General features: G+C 54.1%; 12 protein-coding genes. 4 read left to right on the top strand and 8 right to left on the bottom strand.

Annotation, left to right across the window (positions count from 1 at the left end; genetic code table 11):
* Nucleotides 1-113 precede the first annotated feature (113 nt).
* From focA to pflA, 3 genes are all read left to right on the top strand, one after another.
* On the top strand, nucleotides 114-971 hold the full coding sequence (focA, locus tag ACQ0PY_RS08950; RefSeq protein ID WP_043001197.1) for a formate transporter FocA: 858 nt from the start codon (nucleotides 114-116) through the stop codon (nucleotides 969-971).
* A gap of 56 nt (nucleotides 972-1,027) precedes the next feature.
* Nucleotides 1,028-3,310, top strand: a complete 2,283-nt coding sequence (gene pflB, locus ACQ0PY_RS08945; protein ID WP_043001198.1) for a formate C-acetyltransferase — start codon at nucleotides 1,028-1,030, stop codon at nucleotides 3,308-3,310.
* Nucleotides 3,311-3,514: 204 nt separating this feature from the next.
* A complete protein-coding gene (gene pflA / locus ACQ0PY_RS08940; protein ID WP_043001199.1) occupies nucleotides 3,515-4,255 on the top strand; it encodes a pyruvate formate lyase 1-activating protein in 741 nt (246 codons plus the stop codon).
* A 115-nt stretch (nucleotides 4,256-4,370) separates the two neighbouring features.
* On the opposite strand, the gene ACQ0PY_RS08935 is transcribed toward pflA, so the two are convergent.
* Nucleotides 4,371-5,519: an MFS transporter gene (locus ACQ0PY_RS08935; RefSeq protein WP_044265771.1), complete on the bottom strand. Its 1,149-nt coding sequence runs from the start codon at nucleotides 5,517-5,519 to the stop codon at nucleotides 4,371-4,373.
* Between the two features lie 313 nt (nucleotides 5,520-5,832).
* Between ACQ0PY_RS08935 and ycaC the strand changes: the two genes are divergently transcribed.
* Nucleotides 5,833-6,459, top strand: coding sequence for an isochorismate family cysteine hydrolase YcaC (ycaC, locus tag ACQ0PY_RS08930; protein WP_043001201.1), 627 nt, complete (start codon nucleotides 5,833-5,835; stop codon nucleotides 6,457-6,459).
* A 31-nt stretch (nucleotides 6,460-6,490) separates the two neighbouring features.
* Here ycaC and ACQ0PY_RS08925 read toward each other — a convergent pair whose 3' ends face one another.
* The 7 genes from ACQ0PY_RS08925 to ftsK all read right to left on the bottom strand — a co-directional run bounded on the left by ACQ0PY_RS08925 (nucleotide 6,491) and on the right by ftsK (nucleotide 18,104).
* Complete coding sequence (locus ACQ0PY_RS08925) at nucleotides 6,491-7,354, bottom strand: dimethyl sulfoxide reductase anchor subunit family protein (RefSeq protein ID WP_044265774.1); 864 nt, start codon at nucleotides 7,352-7,354, stop codon at nucleotides 6,491-6,493.
* A 1-nt stretch (nucleotide 7,355) separates the two neighbouring features.
* Nucleotides 7,356-7,973 (bottom strand): dimethylsulfoxide reductase iron-sulfur subunit DmsB, encoded by a 618-nt coding sequence (gene dmsB / locus ACQ0PY_RS08920; protein ID WP_043000749.1) that lies wholly within the window; start codon nucleotides 7,971-7,973, stop codon nucleotides 7,356-7,358.
* 10 nt (nucleotides 7,974-7,983) lie between these two features.
* On the bottom strand, nucleotides 7,984-10,428 hold the full coding sequence (gene dmsA / locus ACQ0PY_RS08915; protein ID WP_109740095.1) for a dimethylsulfoxide reductase subunit A: 2,445 nt from the start codon (nucleotides 10,426-10,428) through the stop codon (nucleotides 7,984-7,986).
* Between the two features lie 232 nt (nucleotides 10,429-10,660).
* Nucleotides 10,661-11,953 (bottom strand): serine--tRNA ligase, encoded by a 1,293-nt coding sequence (serS, locus tag ACQ0PY_RS08910; RefSeq protein ID WP_043001203.1) that lies wholly within the window; start codon nucleotides 11,951-11,953, stop codon nucleotides 10,661-10,663.
* A gap of 92 nt (nucleotides 11,954-12,045) precedes the next feature.
* Nucleotides 12,046-13,389 (bottom strand): replication-associated recombination protein RarA, encoded by a 1,344-nt coding sequence (rarA, locus tag ACQ0PY_RS08905; RefSeq protein ID WP_043001204.1) that lies wholly within the window; start codon nucleotides 13,387-13,389, stop codon nucleotides 12,046-12,048.
* An 8-nt stretch (nucleotides 13,390-13,397) separates the two neighbouring features.
* Nucleotides 13,398-14,009, bottom strand: coding sequence for an outer membrane lipoprotein periplasmic chaperone LolA (gene lolA, locus ACQ0PY_RS08900; protein ID WP_044256345.1), 612 nt, complete (start codon nucleotides 14,007-14,009; stop codon nucleotides 13,398-13,400).
* 111 nt (nucleotides 14,010-14,120) lie between these two features.
* Nucleotides 14,121-18,104, bottom strand: a complete 3,984-nt coding sequence (gene ftsK, locus ACQ0PY_RS08895; protein ID WP_109740094.1) for a DNA translocase FtsK — start codon at nucleotides 18,102-18,104, stop codon at nucleotides 14,121-14,123.
* Nucleotides 18,105-18,109: the final 5 nt, after the last annotated feature.

The raw sequence follows: 18,109 nt of genomic DNA, 5'->3' as shown, positions 1-18,109 counted from the left end.
AAAACCATGCGTATTACGGGCCTATAAGCCAGGCGGGATATGATCTACATCAATTTCTCATCTATAATGCTTTGTTAGTATCTCGTCGCCGACTTAATAAAGAGAGAGTTAGTGTGAAAGCTGACAACCCTTTTGATCTTTTACTCCCTGCAGCAATGGCCAAAGTGGCCGAAGAGGCAGGTGTCTATAAAGCAACGAAACATCCGCTTAAGACTTTCTTCCTGGCAATTACTGCCGGTGTGTTCATTTCCATCGCCTTTGTTTTCTATATCACTGCAACGACCGGTACAGGTACGATGCCCTTTGGTATGGCGAAACTGATTGGCGGTATCTGCTTCTCTCTGGGGTTGATTCTTTGCGTCATCTGCGGTGCAGACCTCTTTACGTCAACCGTGTTGATTGTCGTTGCCAAAGCCAGTGGCCGAATCACCTGGGGTCAGTTGGCAAAAAACTGGCTCAACGTCTATTTTGGTAACCTGATTGGTTGCTTGCTCTTTGTGCTACTGATGTGGCTTTCCGGCGAATATATGGTCGCCAACGGCCAGTGGGGACTGAACGTCCTGCAAACCGCCGACCACAAAATGCACCATACTTTTGTTGAAGCCGTCAGCCTCGGTATCCTCGCAAACCTGATGGTATGCCTGGCTGTATGGATGAGCTACTCAGGCCGCAGCCTGATGGATAAAGCGTTTATCATGGTATTACCGGTTGCGATGTTTGTTGCCAGCGGTTTTGAGCACAGTATCGCAAACATGTTTATGATTCCGATGGGTATTGTAATCCGTGATCTCGCAACACCGGAGTTCTGGAGCGCAGTTGGCTCGACGCCGGAAAGTTTTTCTCACCTGACCGCGATGAACTTCATCACTGATAACCTGATTCCGGTTACGATCGGTAACATTATCGGCGGGGGTTTGTTGGTTGGGTTGACATACTGGGTCATTTATCTGCGTGACAACGATCATCATTAATTGATGTCGCGATACACGCAGTAAATAAAAAATCCACTTAAGAAGGTAGGTGTTACATGTCCGAGCTTAATGAAAAGTTAGCCACAGCCTGGGAAGGTTTTACCAAAGGTGACTGGCAGAATGAAGTAAACGTCCGTGACTTCATTCAGAAAAACTACACTCCGTACGAGGGTGACGAGTCCTTCCTGGCTGGCGCGACTGATGCGACCACTGCACTGTGGGACAGCGTAATGGAAGGCGTTAAACAGGAAAACCGCACTCACGCGCCTGTTGACTTTGACACCTCTGTTGCTTCCACCATCACTTCTCACGACGCTGGCTACATCAATAAAGCGCTCGAGAAAATTGTTGGTCTGCAAACTGAAGCTCCGCTGAAACGTGCGATCATCCCGTTCGGTGGTATCAAAATGGTTGAAGGTTCCTGCAAAGCGTACAACCGCGAACTGGACCCGATGCTGAAAAAAATCTTCACTGAATATCGTAAAACCCACAACCAGGGCGTTTTCGATGTTTACACCAAAGACATTCTGAACTGCCGTAAATCCGGTGTTCTGACTGGTCTGCCGGATGCCTATGGCCGTGGCCGTATCATCGGTGACTACCGTCGCGTTGCGCTGTACGGTATCGACTTCCTGATGAAAGACAAATACGCTCAGTTCGTTTCCCTGCAGTCTGACCTGGAAAACGGCGTAAACCTGGAAGCGACTATCCGTCTGCGTGAAGAAATTGCTGAACAGCACCGTGCGCTGGGTCAGATCAAAGAGATGGCTGCGAAATATGGCTGCGATATCTCTGGTCCGGCAACCAACGCTCAGGAAGCGATTCAGTGGACTTACTTCGGCTACCTGGCTGCGGTTAAATCTCAGAACGGCGCGGCAATGTCCTTCGGTCGTGTCTCCACCTTCCTGGATGCATACATCGAACGTGACCTGAAAGCAGGCAAAATCACTGAACAAGACGCTCAGGAAATGATTGACCACCTGGTCATGAAACTGCGTATGGTTCGTTTCCTGCGTACGCCTGAATATGATGAACTGTTCTCCGGCGACCCGATTTGGGCAACGGAATCCATCGGTGGTATGGGCGTTGATGGCCGTACTCTGGTTACCAAAAACAGCTTCCGCTTCCTGAACACCCTGTACACCATGGGTCCGTCTCCGGAGCCGAACATCACCGTTCTGTGGTCTGAAAAACTGCCTCTGAACTTCAAGAAATTCGCCGCTAAAGTGTCCATCGACACCTCTTCTCTGCAGTATGAGAACGATGACCTGATGCGTCCGGACTTCAACAACGACGATTACGCTATCGCTTGCTGCGTAAGCCCAATGGTTGTTGGTAAACAAATGCAGTTCTTCGGTGCGCGTGCAAACCTGGCGAAAACCATGCTGTACGCAATCAACGGCGGCGTTGATGAAAAACTGAAAATGCAGGTTGGCCCGAAATCTGAGCCAATCAAAGGCGACGTGCTGAACTATGACGAAGTCATGGAGCGCATGGATCACTTCATGGACTGGCTGGCTAAGCAGTATGTCACCGCGCTGAACGTTATCCACTACATGCACGACAAGTACAGCTACGAAGCCTCTCTGATGGCGCTGCACGATCGTGATGTTATTCGCACCATGGCATGTGGTATCGCAGGTCTGTCCGTTGCGGCTGACTCCCTGTCTGCTATCAAATATGCGAAAGTTAAACCGATTCGTGATGAAGACGGTCTGGCTATCGACTTCGAAATCGAAGGCGAATACCCGCAGTTTGGTAACAACGACGCGCGCGTTGATGACATGGCGGTTGACCTGGTTGAACGTTTCATGAAGAAAATTCAGAAACTGAAAACCTACCGTGATGCTATCCCGACGCAGTCTGTTCTGACCATCACCTCTAACGTTGTGTATGGTAAGAAAACCGGTAACACCCCAGATGGTCGTCGTGCTGGCGCGCCGTTCGGACCAGGTGCTAACCCGATGCACGGTCGTGACCAGAAAGGTGCTGTTGCCTCTCTGACTTCTGTTGCTAAACTGCCGTTTGCTTACGCGAAAGATGGTATCTCTTATACCTTCTCTATTGTTCCGAACGCACTGGGTAAAGACGACGAAGTTCGTAAGACTAACCTGGCCGGTCTGATGGATGGTTACTTCCACCATGAAGCGTCCATCGAAGGTGGTCAGCACCTGAACGTGAACGTGATGAACCGTGAAATGCTGCTGGACGCGATGGAACATCCGGAAAAATATCCGCAGCTGACCATCCGTGTATCTGGTTATGCAGTGCGTTTTAACTCCCTGACGAAAGAACAGCAGCAGGACGTTATTACCCGTACCTTCACTCAAACCATGTAATGTGTTTTGACTGAAATCACGCGGTAAAAGGCGTACAATAAAGGCTCCACGTAAGTGGGGCCTTTTTAACAGGTCGTTTCCCGACTGCAGCCTGTTTTGTCAGCTATCTATACTCAATGGATAACCGCCAAAACAGACTCGACACAGCCAATGAGCTGTGCACCAACACGGCCCCGGATGGGCCACATCTGGAGAAACACCGCAATGTCAGTTATTGGTCGCATTCACTCCTTTGAATCCTGTGGTACCGTTGACGGCCCAGGCATCCGCTTTATTACTTTCTTCCAGGGCTGCCTGATGCGCTGTCTGTATTGCCACAACCGCGATACGTGGGACACGCATGGCGGTAAAGAAGTCACCGTTGAAGAACTGATGAAAGAGGTCGTGACCTATCGCCACTTTATGAACGCATCCGGCGGCGGCGTAACGGCGTCAGGCGGTGAAGCCATCCTGCAAGCGGAATTTGTCCGTGACTGGTTTCGTGCCTGTAAGCAAGAAGGTATCCATACCTGTCTGGATACCAATGGTTTTGTTCGCCGCTACGACCCGGTGATTGATGAACTGCTGGAAGTCACCGACCTGGTGATGCTCGACCTCAAGCAGATGAATGATGAGATCCACCAGAACCTGGTCGGCGTTTCCAACCACCGTACGCTGGAGTTCGCCCGCTATCTGGCAAACAAAAATATCAACGTGTGGATCCGTTACGTCGTGGTACCTGGCTGGTCCGACGATGACGACTCAGCGCACCGACTCGGTGAATTTACCCGCGATATGGGCAACGTTGAAAAAATTGAGCTCCTGCCCTATCACGAACTGGGTAAACATAAATGGGTGGCGATGGGCGAAGAGTACAAACTCGATGGTGTACATCCACCGAAGAAAGAAACGATGGAACGCGTTAAAGGCATTCTTGAGCAGTACGGGCATAAAGTGATGTATTGATTGCGTCTTTTAAAAAGGCTATCCGACGGGTAGCCTTTTTGCTTTCTGTCGGGGAATACAGAAAATTAACCAAAACAGGATGCAATAACACACATTGCTTCCTGTTGACGCTGAATTAAACGTGAGCAACCGGGTTCGGAGTATGTCCGGCATTGCGCAGCAGCATCAGCAAATAAATAAACGACACGCTGGCAATCATAATAAACAGAAGATTATCGGAATAATTCTGCATCAACATGGCGGTGAAGGAAGGCCCTAACAGGCTGCCAACGGTGTAGCTTAGCAGCAGCGCCTGGTTCATCGCCACCAGTTGATGATGTTCCACTTTTTCACAGGCCCAGGCCATCGCCACCGGATAGAGCGTAAAACCGGCCGCCCCCAGGATAAAGAGCGCAGGTGCCATCGCTGCCTGGCTTAACATCGCGATGCTTCCGAGGATGACCACAAACACCTGCACGCGCAGTACCAGCAGTCGACCAAACTTATCCGCCAGTCTCCCGATTGGCCACTGCCCGAGGATCCCCGCGCTAACCAGCACCGCCATCCAGAAACCGATACTGGCATTACTCATGCCCTGATGATTGAGATAGAGCGGCATCAGGCCGTACAGCGAACCCAGGACAATCCCGGAAATGATGCAGCCGTTAACGCCCAGCCGCGCCTGACGCAGTTTCAGCATTGCGGTAATTGGCGTGTCGTTGTGTTCATCAGACTGTTGATTCAGGATGCGGGTAAAGAGCAGCGGTAAAATCCCTGCCAGAATCAGTCCCGTCGCCCACGGCAGCACGTTCATCAGTTCCGTCGAGACTTTGCTGACCAGCAGTTGTCCGAGGAAGGTCCCCACATAATAGACCATCATGTAGGCCGCCAGCAGGCGACCGCGGTTACGTGATGTCCCGCTGCACATCAGCGCACTCTCCACAACCACCCAGATCATCGCGCAGCCAATGCCCGCGACAAAGCGCCATGCCAGCCAGCTCCAGAAGCCGACCATCACCCCGAGGCCCACACAACCGGCCGCAAAAATCAGCGAGGCAAGATAGTAACTACGGTTAAACCCGAAGCGTTTGATTAAAACCCCTGTCAACAGCGTCCCGACCAGGTTACCGGTGAAATAGGACGAACTGATCATACCCACCTGCCACGTCGGCAGGTTTTCCTGGGCGAGCCAAAGCGGGACGAGCGTGTTCAGCACCGCAATCGCCAGGGTCAGCAGAAGTAGACCAGCCAGCAAAAGCAAGACAGGTCGGGTATAGGTGGACATGAGTATAAACCGTGAGGAAGTTCAAATTTCACGCGCATCATGCCACTAACAAAAACATTGTCAATCGGCGGAAACCGTGGTGTGGCGGCCCTTTTCCGTCTTCGATTGAATTTATTGATTAAGATTATGTATTACTGATAACCAATCAACTACAGGTGACTGTTTTTATTGATTTAACGCAAAGGTATTCCGTTTCGATCAGTTGAAAAATCTCATAGTCCCGGCAGGTTTTTTTTTCCGTTCTATGCTTTGAATGAACCATACGCACCTGAATGAATTCGGGCGCAGAGTTGACTCAAGCAAGGAGAAGAGAATGACCAGGCCTTATGTTCGTCTCGATAAAAATGACGCAGCGGTTCTTCTGGTGGATCACCAGGCCGGATTGCTGTCACTGGTCAGGGATATTGACCCTGATAAATTCAAAAACAACGTGCTCGCACTGGGTGATTTAGCCAAATACTTCAAGCTGCCTACCATCCTCACCACCAGTTTCGAAACCGGACCAAACGGCCCGTTGGTCCCCGAATTAAAAGCCCAGTTTCCTGATGCCCCGTACATTGCGAGGCCAGGGAATATCAACGCCTGGGATAATGAAGACTTCGTGAAGGCCGTCAAAGCCACGGGGAAAAAGCAGTTGATCATTGCGGGTGTAGTGACCGAAGTTTGTGTGGCATTTCCGGCGCTGTCAGCCATTGAAGAAGGTTTTGATGTCTTCGTCGTCACCGACGCGTCGGGTACGTTTAATGAAATTACCCGTCATTCGGCGTGGGATAGAATGTCTCAGGCCGGTGCTCAGCTCATGACATGGTTTGGTGTGGCCTGTGAACTACACCGTGACTGGCGTAATGATATTGAGGGGTTGGCGACGCTGTTCTCCAACCACATTCCGGATTATCGCAACCTGATGACCAGCTACGATACGTTGACTAAACAGAAATAGTAAAACCGGGGCGAAAGCCCCGGTTATTCACTTAGCTGGCAACCGCCATACCGACGGTCATATGCAGACCGTAGAATACGCCGCGACCAATCAGTTCTCCCACCAGCAGCAGAATAAAGGCCACTGACAGCAGCGGAACCGCAGGCTGATACCCTTTCAACTGCGGAACAATCCAGCAGCACAAGGCCAGCGCCAGCACCCCAATCCGCCAGGCCATCAACGCCCCGTAGTCAGGTACCAACGCAGAAGCCTGCTGAATAGAGCTGTGAATGGTCGCCAGTTCTGCGCCCTGCATCACCGACATGATGGCACTGACCACCAGCGCCAGCAGTGAAACCGCGGGCAACAGACGCATCGCCCAGCCATCGACTCCCGCCACGCGCAGCAGCAGATAGCCCAGCAGTGGCCCCCCCATCAGCAGAGTCAGGAAGAAGCCCAGCGGCGTCCAGACGCTGTACCAGGTCGGTACGGTATCAATGCTGTTATAGACGCGCACCATCATCCAGACGAACAGTACACCCAGCACCATCGTCAGCAGCAACCACAGGTTACGCAGAGCCGGAGAGAGCTTTTTCAACACCGCCAGCAGCCAGCCGATCCCGCCAACCGCAAAGAAAATCGAACCGCTGGCAATTTCATTACTCAGCGCCGATGAACCGACACGGTTAAGCGAGTTAAACGCCCGCATTGGCGAGCCAAGGTGCAGCATAGATGCGATAAAGCCAATCCCCATCAGCACCCACAGCGCAAACATGCAGGTAATCACGCGCAGTTGCGTTTCGGCCCGCAGGTCGCCTTTCATTAGCGCCAGCGCCAGGACAATGAAGCCACCGACCACACATTGTCCGAAGACCGTGAAGATCATCAGCGGCCATTCATGCCATCCACTTCCCATCTTACACCTCCTTCGGATTCGCCAGATAACCGGTGGTATCCCCGGTCGGGCGGCTGTTGGCATTCGGTTTGATCACAATACTCGGCTTCGTAAAGTGTGCGCCAGGCAGCGGAGCAACCGCCGCCAGATCGCCGTGTTTCTGACGCAGTTCGTCGACAGGACCGAAATCCAGCGCACGCAGCGGACAAGACTCGACACAGATCGGTTTCTTGCCTTCCGCCACCCGGTCATGACAGCCGTCGCATTTGGTCATGTGGCCTTTGGCGGCGTTGTACTGCGGCGCACCGTACGGACAGGCCATATGGCAATAACGACAGCCGATGCAGACATCTTCATCCACCACCACAAAGCCGTCTTCCCGTTTGTGCATCGCCCCGCTCGGACAGACCTTGGTACAGGCCGGATCTTCACAGTGGTTACAGGCAATAGAGAGATAATAGGCAAACACGTTCTGGTGCCAGACGCCGTTGTCTTCCTGCCAGTCTCCGCCCGCATATTCATAAATGCGGCGGAAGCTGACATCCGGGGTTAAGTCTTTGTAATCTTTACAGGCCAGTTCGCAGGTTTTACAACCGGTGCAACGGCTGGAATCAATAAAAAATCCATACTGGGTTGTCATCGGTTACTCCTTACACCTTCTCAACCTGAACAAGGTTCGTATGTGACGGGTTCCCCTTCGCCAGAGGAGACGGGCGCTGAGTGGTCAATACGTTGATACAGCCCCCCTGGTCAATACGTTTGGCATCCGGGTTATACCAGGCCCCTTCCCCTAGCGCAACCACACCCGGCATCATCCGCGGCGTCACTTTCGCCTCAATATGTAGCTCTCCGCGACCATTGAAGATGCGCACCTTGTCGCCATTACGGATACCGCGTTTTTGCGCGTCCAGCGGGTTGATCCACATCTCCTGGCGGCACGACGCCTTCAGGACATCCACGTTGCCATAGGTGGAGTGAACGCGAGATTTATAGTGGAAGCCCGTGAGCTGCAATGGATAATCTTTGGTCAACGGATCGTTGTAGTTCTCAAAACCTGGCGTGTAGATCGGCAATGGATCGATGACATCGCCTTCCGGTAGTTCCCAGGTGGCGGCAATCTTAGCCAGTTCCTGCGAGTAGATCTCGATTTTACCTGACGGCGTGGTCAACGGATTGGCCTGCGGATCGTCACGGAACGCCTTATAGGCCACGTGATGTCCATCCGGATCGCGCTGCTTGAACAGACCCTGCTTACGGAATTCCTCAAAGGTCGGCAGCGCCGGAATAGCTTTACGCGACTGTTCGTACAGATGACGCATCCATTCTTCCTGAGTGCGTCCTTCGGTAAACTGCTGCTCGACACCCAGACGCTTCGCCAGCTCGCTGGTCATTTCATAGATGGTTTTGCATTCAAAACGCGGCTTAATGGCCTGATCGGCGAAAATCACATAAGACATATTCCCGCAGGAAGCATCCAGCGCGAAGTCCATCTGTTCAGAAGCCGTGCAGTCCGGCAGCAGGATATCGGCATACTTCGCTGACGACGTCATGTGGCAGTCGATGACGACAATCATTTCGCACTTCTTGTCATCCTGCAGGATGTCGTGCGTGCGGTTGATCTCTGAGTGCTGGTTGATAAGACAGTTACCGGCGTAGTTCCAGATCATCTTAATCGGCACGTCGAGTTTATCTTTGCCGCGCACGCCATCACGCAGCGCAGTCATTTCCGGACCACGTTCAATCGCGTCGGTCCACATAAACATCGAGATACTGGTTTCTACCGGGTTTTCCAGCGTTGGCATCCGAACAAACGGCAGACCGTAAGAGCCTTCACGTGCACCGCTGTTGCCGCCGTTGATCCCGACGTTACCGGTTAAAATAGCCAGCATTGAAATGGCACGGGTGGCGATTTCACCGTTCGCATGGCGCTGCGGTCCCCATCCCTGGCTGATATAGGCTGGTTTTGCGCTGCCGATTTCTCGCGCCAGTTTGATAATACGGTCTGCCGGAATGCCGGTAATTTGCGCTGCCCACTCAGGCGTTTTTGGCGTACCGTCAGTCCCCTGCCCGAGAATATAGGCCTTATAGTGGCCATTCTTCGGCGCGCTGGCTGGCAACGTTTTCTCGTCGTAGCCCACACAGTACTTATCGAGGAACGGCTGATCGACCATATTCTCAGTAATCAGCACATAAGCCAGCGCATTCACCAGCGCCGCATCGGTACCCGGACGAATCGGGATCCATTCATCTTCACGACCTGCCCCGGTATCGGTATAGCGCGGATCGATAATAATCATCCGGGCATTCGATTTCTGTCGCGCCTGTTCCAGATAGTAGGTCACCCCACCGCCGCTCATACGGGTTTCGCCAGGGTTGTTACCGAACAGCACTACCAGCTTACTGTTTTCGATGTCCGATGGGCTGTTACCATCCGCCCAACCGCCATAGGTGTAGTTCAGACCCGCCGCGATTTGTGCGGAAGAGTAGTCGCCGTAGTGGTTCAAATAACCGCCGCAGCAGTTCATCAGACGCGCCACCAGGGTATTTCCCGGCGGCCAGGAACGGGTCATCGTACCGCCCAGCGTACCGGTGCCGTAGTTCAGATAGATAGACTCGTTACCGTAGTCTTTAATCAGACGCTGCATGTTGCTGGCGATGATGTCGTAAGCCTCATCCCAGGTGATGCGCTCGAATTTGCCTTCTCCGCGTTTACCGACGCGTTTCATCGGGTATTTCAGACGATCCGGGTTATAGACGCGACGACGCATGGAACGTCCACGCAGACAGGCACGCACCTGATGCAAACCGTCGTAGTTGTCATCACCGGTGTTGTCGGTTTCAACGTATTTGATTTCGCCATCCACAACATGCATGCGCAACGGGCAACGACTCCCGCAGTTTACGGTACAGGCGCTCCAGACGACTTTTTCGCTGGCTTGTGCCGGACTCAGGGCTTCGGCAGCATTAGCGATACGGGTAAATGGCAGGGTAAACGCGCTGCTGGCCATCGCCAGTCCGCCAATCGCCGTCGTTTTGACCAAACCGCGACGACTCACCTCCGCTGCCATCACGGCATCAGGGATCTTCGTTTTCATAAAGGCTCACTCTGCTTGCTTACAGTAAAAAAACAGAAATTGATATTATTATTTGAGTAGTTAAGCAACGTTATATAGTTCTACATACAACGTATTTACAGGATAACAGTGCAAAATGCTGAATTTCATTCGAAAGTAATATTACCCCTAAGGGGGTAATGATTATTGTCCGGCGTCAAACAGGCATAAAAAAAGCGCCCAAAGGCGCTTTTTAGAAAGAGTGAAGCGAGGATTAACCGATATATTCCAGTCCGTTCATGTACGGACGCAACACTTCCGGCACTTCGATACGGCCATCAGCCTGCTGGTAGTTTTCCATCACCGCCACCAGCGTACGACCAACCGCCAGGCCAGAACCGTTCAGAGTATGCACCAGACGGGTCTTTTTGTCGGACTTGCTGCGACAGCGAGCCTGCATACGGCGCGCCTGGAAATCCCAGACGTTAGAGCAGGATGAAATCTCGCGGTAGGTATTCTGCGCCGGTACCCACACTTCCAGATCGTAGGTTTTGCATGCGCCAAAGCCCATGTCGCCGGTGCAAAGAATGATTTTGCGATAGGGCAGACCCAGCAGTTGCAGCACTTTCTCCGCATGACCGGTCATCTCTTCCAGCGCTGCCATTGAATCTTCCGGGCGAACGATCTGTACCATTTCAACTTTGTCGAACTGGTGCATACGGATCAGGCCACGGGTATCACGACCGTAGGAACCCGCTTCAGAGCGGAAGCACGGTGTGTGCGCCGTCATTTTGATCGGCAGTTGGTCTTCGTCGATGATCTCATCACGCACCAGGTTGGTCAGCGGCACTTCTGCCGTCGGAATCAACGCGTAGTTGCTGCTGTCAGCCTCTTCTTCCAGCGGACGCGTGTGGAACAGATCGCCGGCAAATTTCGGCAACTGCCCCGTGCCGTACAGGGTGTCATGGTTGACCAGATACGGCACATAGTTTTCGCTGTAGCCATGCTGTTCGGTATGCAGATCGAGCATAAATTGCGAGAGCGCACGGTGCATACGGGCAATCTGCCCTTTCATCACCACGAAGCGGGAACCCGTCAGCTTAACGGCAGCAGCAAAATCCAGACCGGAATGCATTTCGCCCAGCGTGACGTGATCGCGAACCTCAAAGTCGAACTCGCGCGGGGTACCCCAGCGGCTGACTTCAACGTTATCGTTTTCGTCTTTACCGACCGGCACTTCGTCTGCAGGCAGGTTAGGAATGGCCAGCGCGATATCACGAATCTCAGCCTGTAAAACATCCAGCTCCGCTTTTGCGGCATCCAGCTCTTCGCCCAGTTTGTTCACTTCCAGACGTAAAGGCTCGATATCTTCCCCGCGCGCTTTCGCCTGGCCGATGGATTTCGATCGAGAGTTACGCTCTGCCTGCAGGTTTTCAGTATTGACCTGCAAAACTTTACGACGCTCTTCAAGAGCGCGCAGCTTATCTACATCCAGCTTAAAGCCCCGGCGTGCCAGTTTTTCAGCGACTGCGTCTGGCTCATTACGCAGCAGATTGGGATCGAGCATGCTTATCCTGTGCTTATCGAATTGAAATGGGAAAATGCGACCACAGCCTGCGGTCACAGGGATACAGTGCCAACATTACCGCAACGCCTGCGCTAACGGTAGCGTTTTATAGGGCTATTTTGATCCTGTCCGGCGAGCCAGGCGAGCTTTTCGCCAATCTTGCCCTCAAGACCTCTGTTTGTGGGGTGATAATAGCGTGTTTGTGCCATCTCCGGCGGGAAATATTCCTCGCCCGCGGCATAAGCATTCGGTTCGTCATGTGCATAACGATATTCCTGGCCGTAACCCATCTCTTTCATCAACTTCGTCGGCGCATTGCGCAGATGAACAGGTACGTCATAGTCAGGACGTTCACGGGCATCGGAGAGCGCCGCTTTAAAGGCGGTATACACCGCATTGCTTTTCGGTGCACAGGCCAGATAAACAATCGCCTGGGCGATGGCGCGCTCGCCTTCAGCAGGCCCCACACGCGTGAAGCAGTCCCAGGCGGAAATCGCCACCTGCATCGCACGCGGATCGGCATTGCCCACATCTTCGGAAGCAATCGCCAGGCAACGGCGCGCGACATACAGCGGATCCCCCCCTGCCGTAATGATTCGCGCATACCAGTAAAGTGCCGCATCCGGCGCGCTGCCGCGAACTGATTTATGCAATGCGGAAATAAGATCGTAGAAGCGGTCGCCTTTGTTATCAAAACGCGCGCTGCGCTCACCGGCGATTTCGGTCAACAATGCGGGAAGCAGTACTCGCTTGCCGCTATCATCCACTTCGGCCATATCAGCCATCATTTCCAGGGTGTTCAATGCGCGGCGCGCATCACCATTGACCAGTTCCGCGATGGCTTTGCGGGTATCATCCGGCAGAACGATATCCTGGCCACCATAGCCCCGCGCCTTGTCTTCCATCGCCTGACGGAGAACCTGTTCGATATCTTCCGTGGTCAGCGATTTGAGCAAATAGACGCGCGCCCGCGACAACAGCGCGGAATTCAGTTCAAACGACGGGTTTTCGGTGGTTGCCCCGATAAAGGTGATCGTGCCGTCTTCAATATGCGGTAAGAACGCATCCTGTTGGCTTTTATTAAAGCGATGAACTTCGTCAACAAACAGAATAGTGCGACGCCCGGCATGACGATTCTGACGTGCGCGTTCGATGGCTTCGCGGATCTCTTTCACGCCGGAGGTGACCGCCGATATCCGCTCAACGTCGGCATCGGCGTAGCGGGCAATCACTTCAGCGAGTGTCGTTTTCCCGGTTCCCGGCGGTCCCCACAAGATCATGGAGTGCAGATGTCCGGCTTCAATCGCACGCGGCAACGGTTTACCCGCAGCCAGCAGGTGCTGCTGACCAATATACTGCGCTAAATTTTCTGGCCGCATCCGCGCTGCCAGTGGCTGAAAGGTATTATCAGAAAAATCGAGCGACAGGTTGCTCACGCAGGCCTCTACTTACGTTGGTCGTCTACCGTTACACCTTGCGGTGGAGTAAAGGTGAACTTCGATGCGTCAACGGCGCCATTCTGCTGTGATTTCAGCTGATAGCTGCTGCGCTGGTCATCCTGCTCCACGGCGCTGAACTGATGAATAGTCCCGTCACGGCCCACATTGATGGTGAACTGTTTCAGGTTACCGTTGCTGGTTTTCGGCGTCAGGACGAAGTCGTCACCGTTCTGCTTGATATTGTACTGTTGCCAGTCGCTGGACTGGTTGCGGGCAATCAGCATAAACGGCGTGTTGCCGGTGGCGTCTTTCAGCCAGGTCGCGGTGGCCTGCTCAACAAACGGGTTGAAGAACCACAGCGTTTTCCCATCAGAAACCAGAATGCTTTCATCAGGCTGCGTCATGTGCCAGTTAAACAGGTTCGGACGCTTCACCCACAAATCACCCTGACCTTCCTGAACAGCAGCACCGCTGCCATCAGTCACTTTCTGTGTGAAGCTGGCGTGGAAGCTGCTTACTTTATCCAGACGACTTTTCAGATCGCTGGCGGCATCCGCCCAAACGCTGCTTACCACGAATCCTGAGAGTAATGCACAGGTGATTGCGATTTTTTTCATTGTTATTCCTCAAAATACGTCACTCCCGACCGGGAGATCCCTCTGCTATCCATTCCAGGCCAAAAATCAGCGTGAGGAAAGAAGACAATACTGAATTACGTAACTTTGCACTTAGTCAAACGGTGGTGGCGCCAGCACTTCACGATTGCCGTTATGGCCTTGTTCGCTGACGATTCCCTGCGCTTCCATTTGTTCGATAATGCGCGCCGCACGGTTGTAGCCAATACGGAACTGGCGCTGTACGCCGGAGATGGACGCTTTACGTTTCTCTGTCACAAAGTTGACAGCCTGATCGAATAACGGATCCAGCTCTTCTCCACCGTCAAAGCCACCGCCGCCGCCTTCGCTTTCGCTGTCGGAGGTGATGCCATCCACATACTGCGGACGCCCACGCGCCTTCCAGTCCTGCACCACCGCATGCACTTCCTGGTCACGGACAAATGCGCCGTGAACACGCACCGGCATGGTGGAGTTTGGCCCGGAGTAAAGCATATCCCCCATCCCCAGCAGCGATTCTGCACCGCCCTGATCGAGGATAGTACGCGAGTCAATCTTACTGGACACGGTGAAGGCAATACGTGTCGGTATGTTGGCTTTAATAAGACCGGTAATGACGTCAACCGATGGACGCTGTGTCGCCAGCACCAGGTGGATCCCGGCCGCACGGGCTTTTTGCGCCAGTCGGGCAATCAGCTCTTCAACTTTCTTACCGACGGTCATCATCAGGTCGGCAAATTCGTCAACCAGCACAACGATATACGGCAGTTTTTCCAGTACCGGATGCTGCGCATCCATACTGTCGCCCGGTTTCCAGTACGGGTCCGGAATTGGACGTCCCATCCGCGCGGCTTCGGCTATCTTCTCGTTGTAACCCGCAAGATTACGCACGCCCAGCGCAGACATCAGCTTGTAACGGCGTTCCATCTCGTTAACGCTCCAGCGCAGGGCGTTGGCGGCGTCTTTCATATCCGTGACGACTTCCGTCAGCAGATGCGGAATGCCTTCGTAAACCGACAGCTCCAGCATTTTCGGGTCGATCATGATGAAACGAACGTCTTCCGGCTGCGCCTTGTAAAGCATGCTGAGGATCATGGCGTTCACCCCAACCGATTTACCCGAACCGGTTGTTCCCGCCACCAGCAGGTGCGGCATTTTCGCCAGATCGGCTACCACCGGATCGCCGGCAATATCTTTACCCAACACGACGGTCAGCGGCGACGGGTTTTCACGGAACTTCGCGTTATCCAGCACTTCACGCAGGTAAACGGTCTGCCGTTTTTTGTTCGGCAATTCCAGGCCTACGTATGGTTTACCCGGAATCACTTCCACCACGCGCACCGCGACAGTCGACAACGAACGCGCCAGGTCACGAGAAAGGTTGGAAATACGCGCCGCTTTCACACCCGGCGCCAGATTCAGTTCAAAACGGGTGATCACCGGACCTGGCGAGTAATTCACCACATCGGCCTTGATGCGGAAATCAGCCAGGCGAGCTTCAACCAGGCGCGCCATTTGTTCCAGCGCGAAGGTATCAACCGGCTCCACTTCACTCGGTGGCTGCGTCAGCAGATCCAGTGAAGGCAGTGGCGTCGTCGGTTTCTGCAGCGGACGGCTGTCACCATTGCGCATCAGCAGCGGGTGAATCAGGCTTTCCTGCGGCTGAGGTGCAGCAGGTTGCTGCGTCACTATCGGCTGATGCGGTTGCTGATACTGTGGCTGCGGCGCTACCGGCTGTTGTGGTTGTTGATACTGCGGCTGCGGCGCTACCGGCTGTTGCGGCTGCTGATACTGCGGCTGTGGCGCTACCGGCTGTTGCGGCTGCTGATACTGCGGCTGCGGCGCTACCGGCTGTTGCGGCTGCTGATACTGCGGCGTTGTGGGTGGCTGAACAGGCGCAGACTCCGGCATTACGCCCGGTGTAAACAGCGGCTCATGCGGGCCGTTATCGACCAGCGTTTTCATGGGTGAAAACTCAAAATCATCCAGCGAGAATGGATTCGCTCCGGCAGGTTGCTCACCGGCGTAGCGCTGTTGCTGTGAAGAGGCAAACTGGCGCGCCAGTTCAGCTTCCGCAGCGGCATCTTCATCGTCGGCCTGCGTCGCCTCATGCTGATACACGTCGCCATAACGACTTTGCTGTGACTGAGCAAACTGACGAGCCAGTTCGTCCTGTTGCATGGCGTCGATTTCATCATCGCTATACTGCGGATCGTGTTGACCGGCTTCACGCGCTCTCTCCTCAGCCATACGCTGAGAAGGCAATTTAATACCATACGATGCCAGCTCACGGCGTGTCGGTACACGTACGCGATTGGGACGAGGCAGTTGCGGGCCAATCCCTTCTTTCACCTGCGGACGCGGCGCTCCGCCATTCGCGAGGCTGAAGACTGGCGCTGCAGCTGCCGCAGTCGCACCGGCTGATAAGGTCGCATCCTTCACGCTTGCAGCGATCGGCGCAATGGTCGCAGCGGTGTCAACAGGCGGTATAGAAGGCGCAGTTGACGGTGCAGGAACCACCGGTTCCGGCGTGTTAACAGGTTCAGGAATCGGCTGATACCACGCGGCCAGTTGCTCACGTTCACGCGCACGCTTCTCTTCCACTTCTTCAAAGTAGTACAGCGGCGGGCGCGCAGGTTTTGTCTCTTCGACTACCGGCTCAGGCTCAGTAATCGGAGCTTGCGGAACCACAGGTTCCTGTGGCGATAAAGGCTCCGGCTGATACGCTGGCTGATGATAAACCGGCTGCTGGACAGGCTCGGGTTGATAAACCGGCTCGGGCTGCCAGGGTTGCTCTACCGTAGCTTGCGGTTGCTGCCACGGTTGTTGCGGTACGCCTGGCTGCGGATAACCAGCTTCAGGGGCCACAGGCGCAGCGTATTGCGGTTCAGTCGGAACAGGCTGTTGCCATGTCTCATACTGCGCCTGTTGCGGCTGCGCGTACGGGTTGTGCGGCGGATAGCCTTCCGGCGCAGGAGCAATCACCGGCTCGCCGGTTTGCGGGCCTGGTACGGGTTGCCATGCAACCGCAGGTTGTATAGGAACGGTTTCTGCGCCTGGTACGGGCGGCGTTTGCATAATCGGATCGACCGGCGCAGCCCAGGCCTGAGTCGCAGCCGTAGCAGCCGCCGCAGCGGCGACGGGTTCGGTCACCGAATGACCGTTTAACAGCGGATCGTATTCATCATATTCCGGCTGTGTCGCACGATGCCCGGAGAACAGCACATCGCCAGGATCGGCCGCGACGCCGCGCGCGCTGTAGGCTATCTCATCGTCATCATCCATGCGTCTGCCGGAGAAGAGCGCCGCATCCGTCTGACGGCCATGCGGATTGATAAATTTTTCAGCCAGACGTTTACGGCGCGCCAGCGCACCGCGAAGAATACGCGCCCGACGGGATTCACGTTTCCCGCCCTCGACTTCATCTTCATACTCTTCATCGTCTTCGTATTCGTCGTCTTCTACCCAGGTATCATCACGACGGGTACGGTTGCTGGCAAAGGTCAGAATATTGAGCAGCCAGCCGCCAAGTTTTTCGGCGATGCTAACCCAGGACCAGCCGGTAAAGAGCGTCAGCCCTGCCGCCCACACGCACAGAAGCGTAATGGTGCCACCACTGCTGTGCAGCAGCGGTTGTAGCGTGGTACTCAACAGACTGCCAATCACCCCGCCGGAGGCGAAGTACCAGATGTCATCGGCATTAATAGCGGCCAGACCACAGGAGGTAAGGATAAGCGCCAGCACGCCAATGATGCGCAGCGAGACGGCAAAATAGTCGATATAGTCATCGGTCACCTGGTGACGCCAGGCAAACCAGCAGCCGCCCACAATGATGACAGGAATGGTGTACGCCATTATCCCAAAGATAAAGAACAGGGTATCCGCCAGCCATGCCCCCGGCGCCCCGCCCAAATTATGGATAGGCTCATGCCAGGCCGTTTGCGACCAACTGGGATCAGAAGGATTAAAGCTCAGTAAGGCTGCCATCAGCCAGACGGCAAAAAGGGCAATAAGAATCAGCAACGCCTCCAGAAGTCGGCGCCCGCTGCTTAACTTTGTCAATGTGACTTCTTTGTCTTCAGTGTATTCCTGGCTCAAAAAAG

It is taken from the genome of Citrobacter sp. LST-B2 (assembly GCF_057983045.1).
The sequence above is the reverse complement of the archived record's forward strand: the minus strand, read 5'-3'. Positions and strand labels throughout refer to the sequence as shown.

Coding starts and splice junctions, on each gene's coding strand:
- dmsB (WP_043000749.1), bottom strand. CDS start 7,973: ATGACAACCCAGTATGGATTTTTTATTGATTCCAGCCGTTGCACCGGT.
- pflA (WP_043001199.1), top strand. CDS start 3,515: ATGTCAGTTATTGGTCGCATTCACTCCTTTGAATCCTGTGGTACCGTT.
- ACQ0PY_RS08935 (WP_044265771.1), bottom strand. CDS start 5,519: ATGTCCACCTATACCCGACCTGTCTTGCTTTTGCTGGCTGGTCTACTT.
- lolA (WP_044256345.1), bottom strand. CDS start 14,009: ATGAAAAAAATCGCAATCACCTGTGCATTACTCTCAGGATTCGTGGTA.
- ycaC (WP_043001201.1), top strand. CDS start 5,833: ATGACCAGGCCTTATGTTCGTCTCGATAAAAATGACGCAGCGGTTCTT.
- ACQ0PY_RS08925 (WP_044265774.1), bottom strand. CDS start 7,354: ATGGGAAGTGGATGGCATGAATGGCCGCTGATGATCTTCACGGTCTTC.
- dmsA (WP_109740095.1), bottom strand. CDS start 10,428: ATGAAAACGAAGATCCCTGATGCCGTGATGGCAGCGGAGGTGAGTCGT.
- serS (WP_043001203.1), bottom strand. CDS start 11,953: ATGCTCGATCCCAATCTGCTGCGTAATGAGCCAGACGCAGTCGCTGAA.
- pflB (WP_043001198.1), top strand. CDS start 1,028: ATGTCCGAGCTTAATGAAAAGTTAGCCACAGCCTGGGAAGGTTTTACC.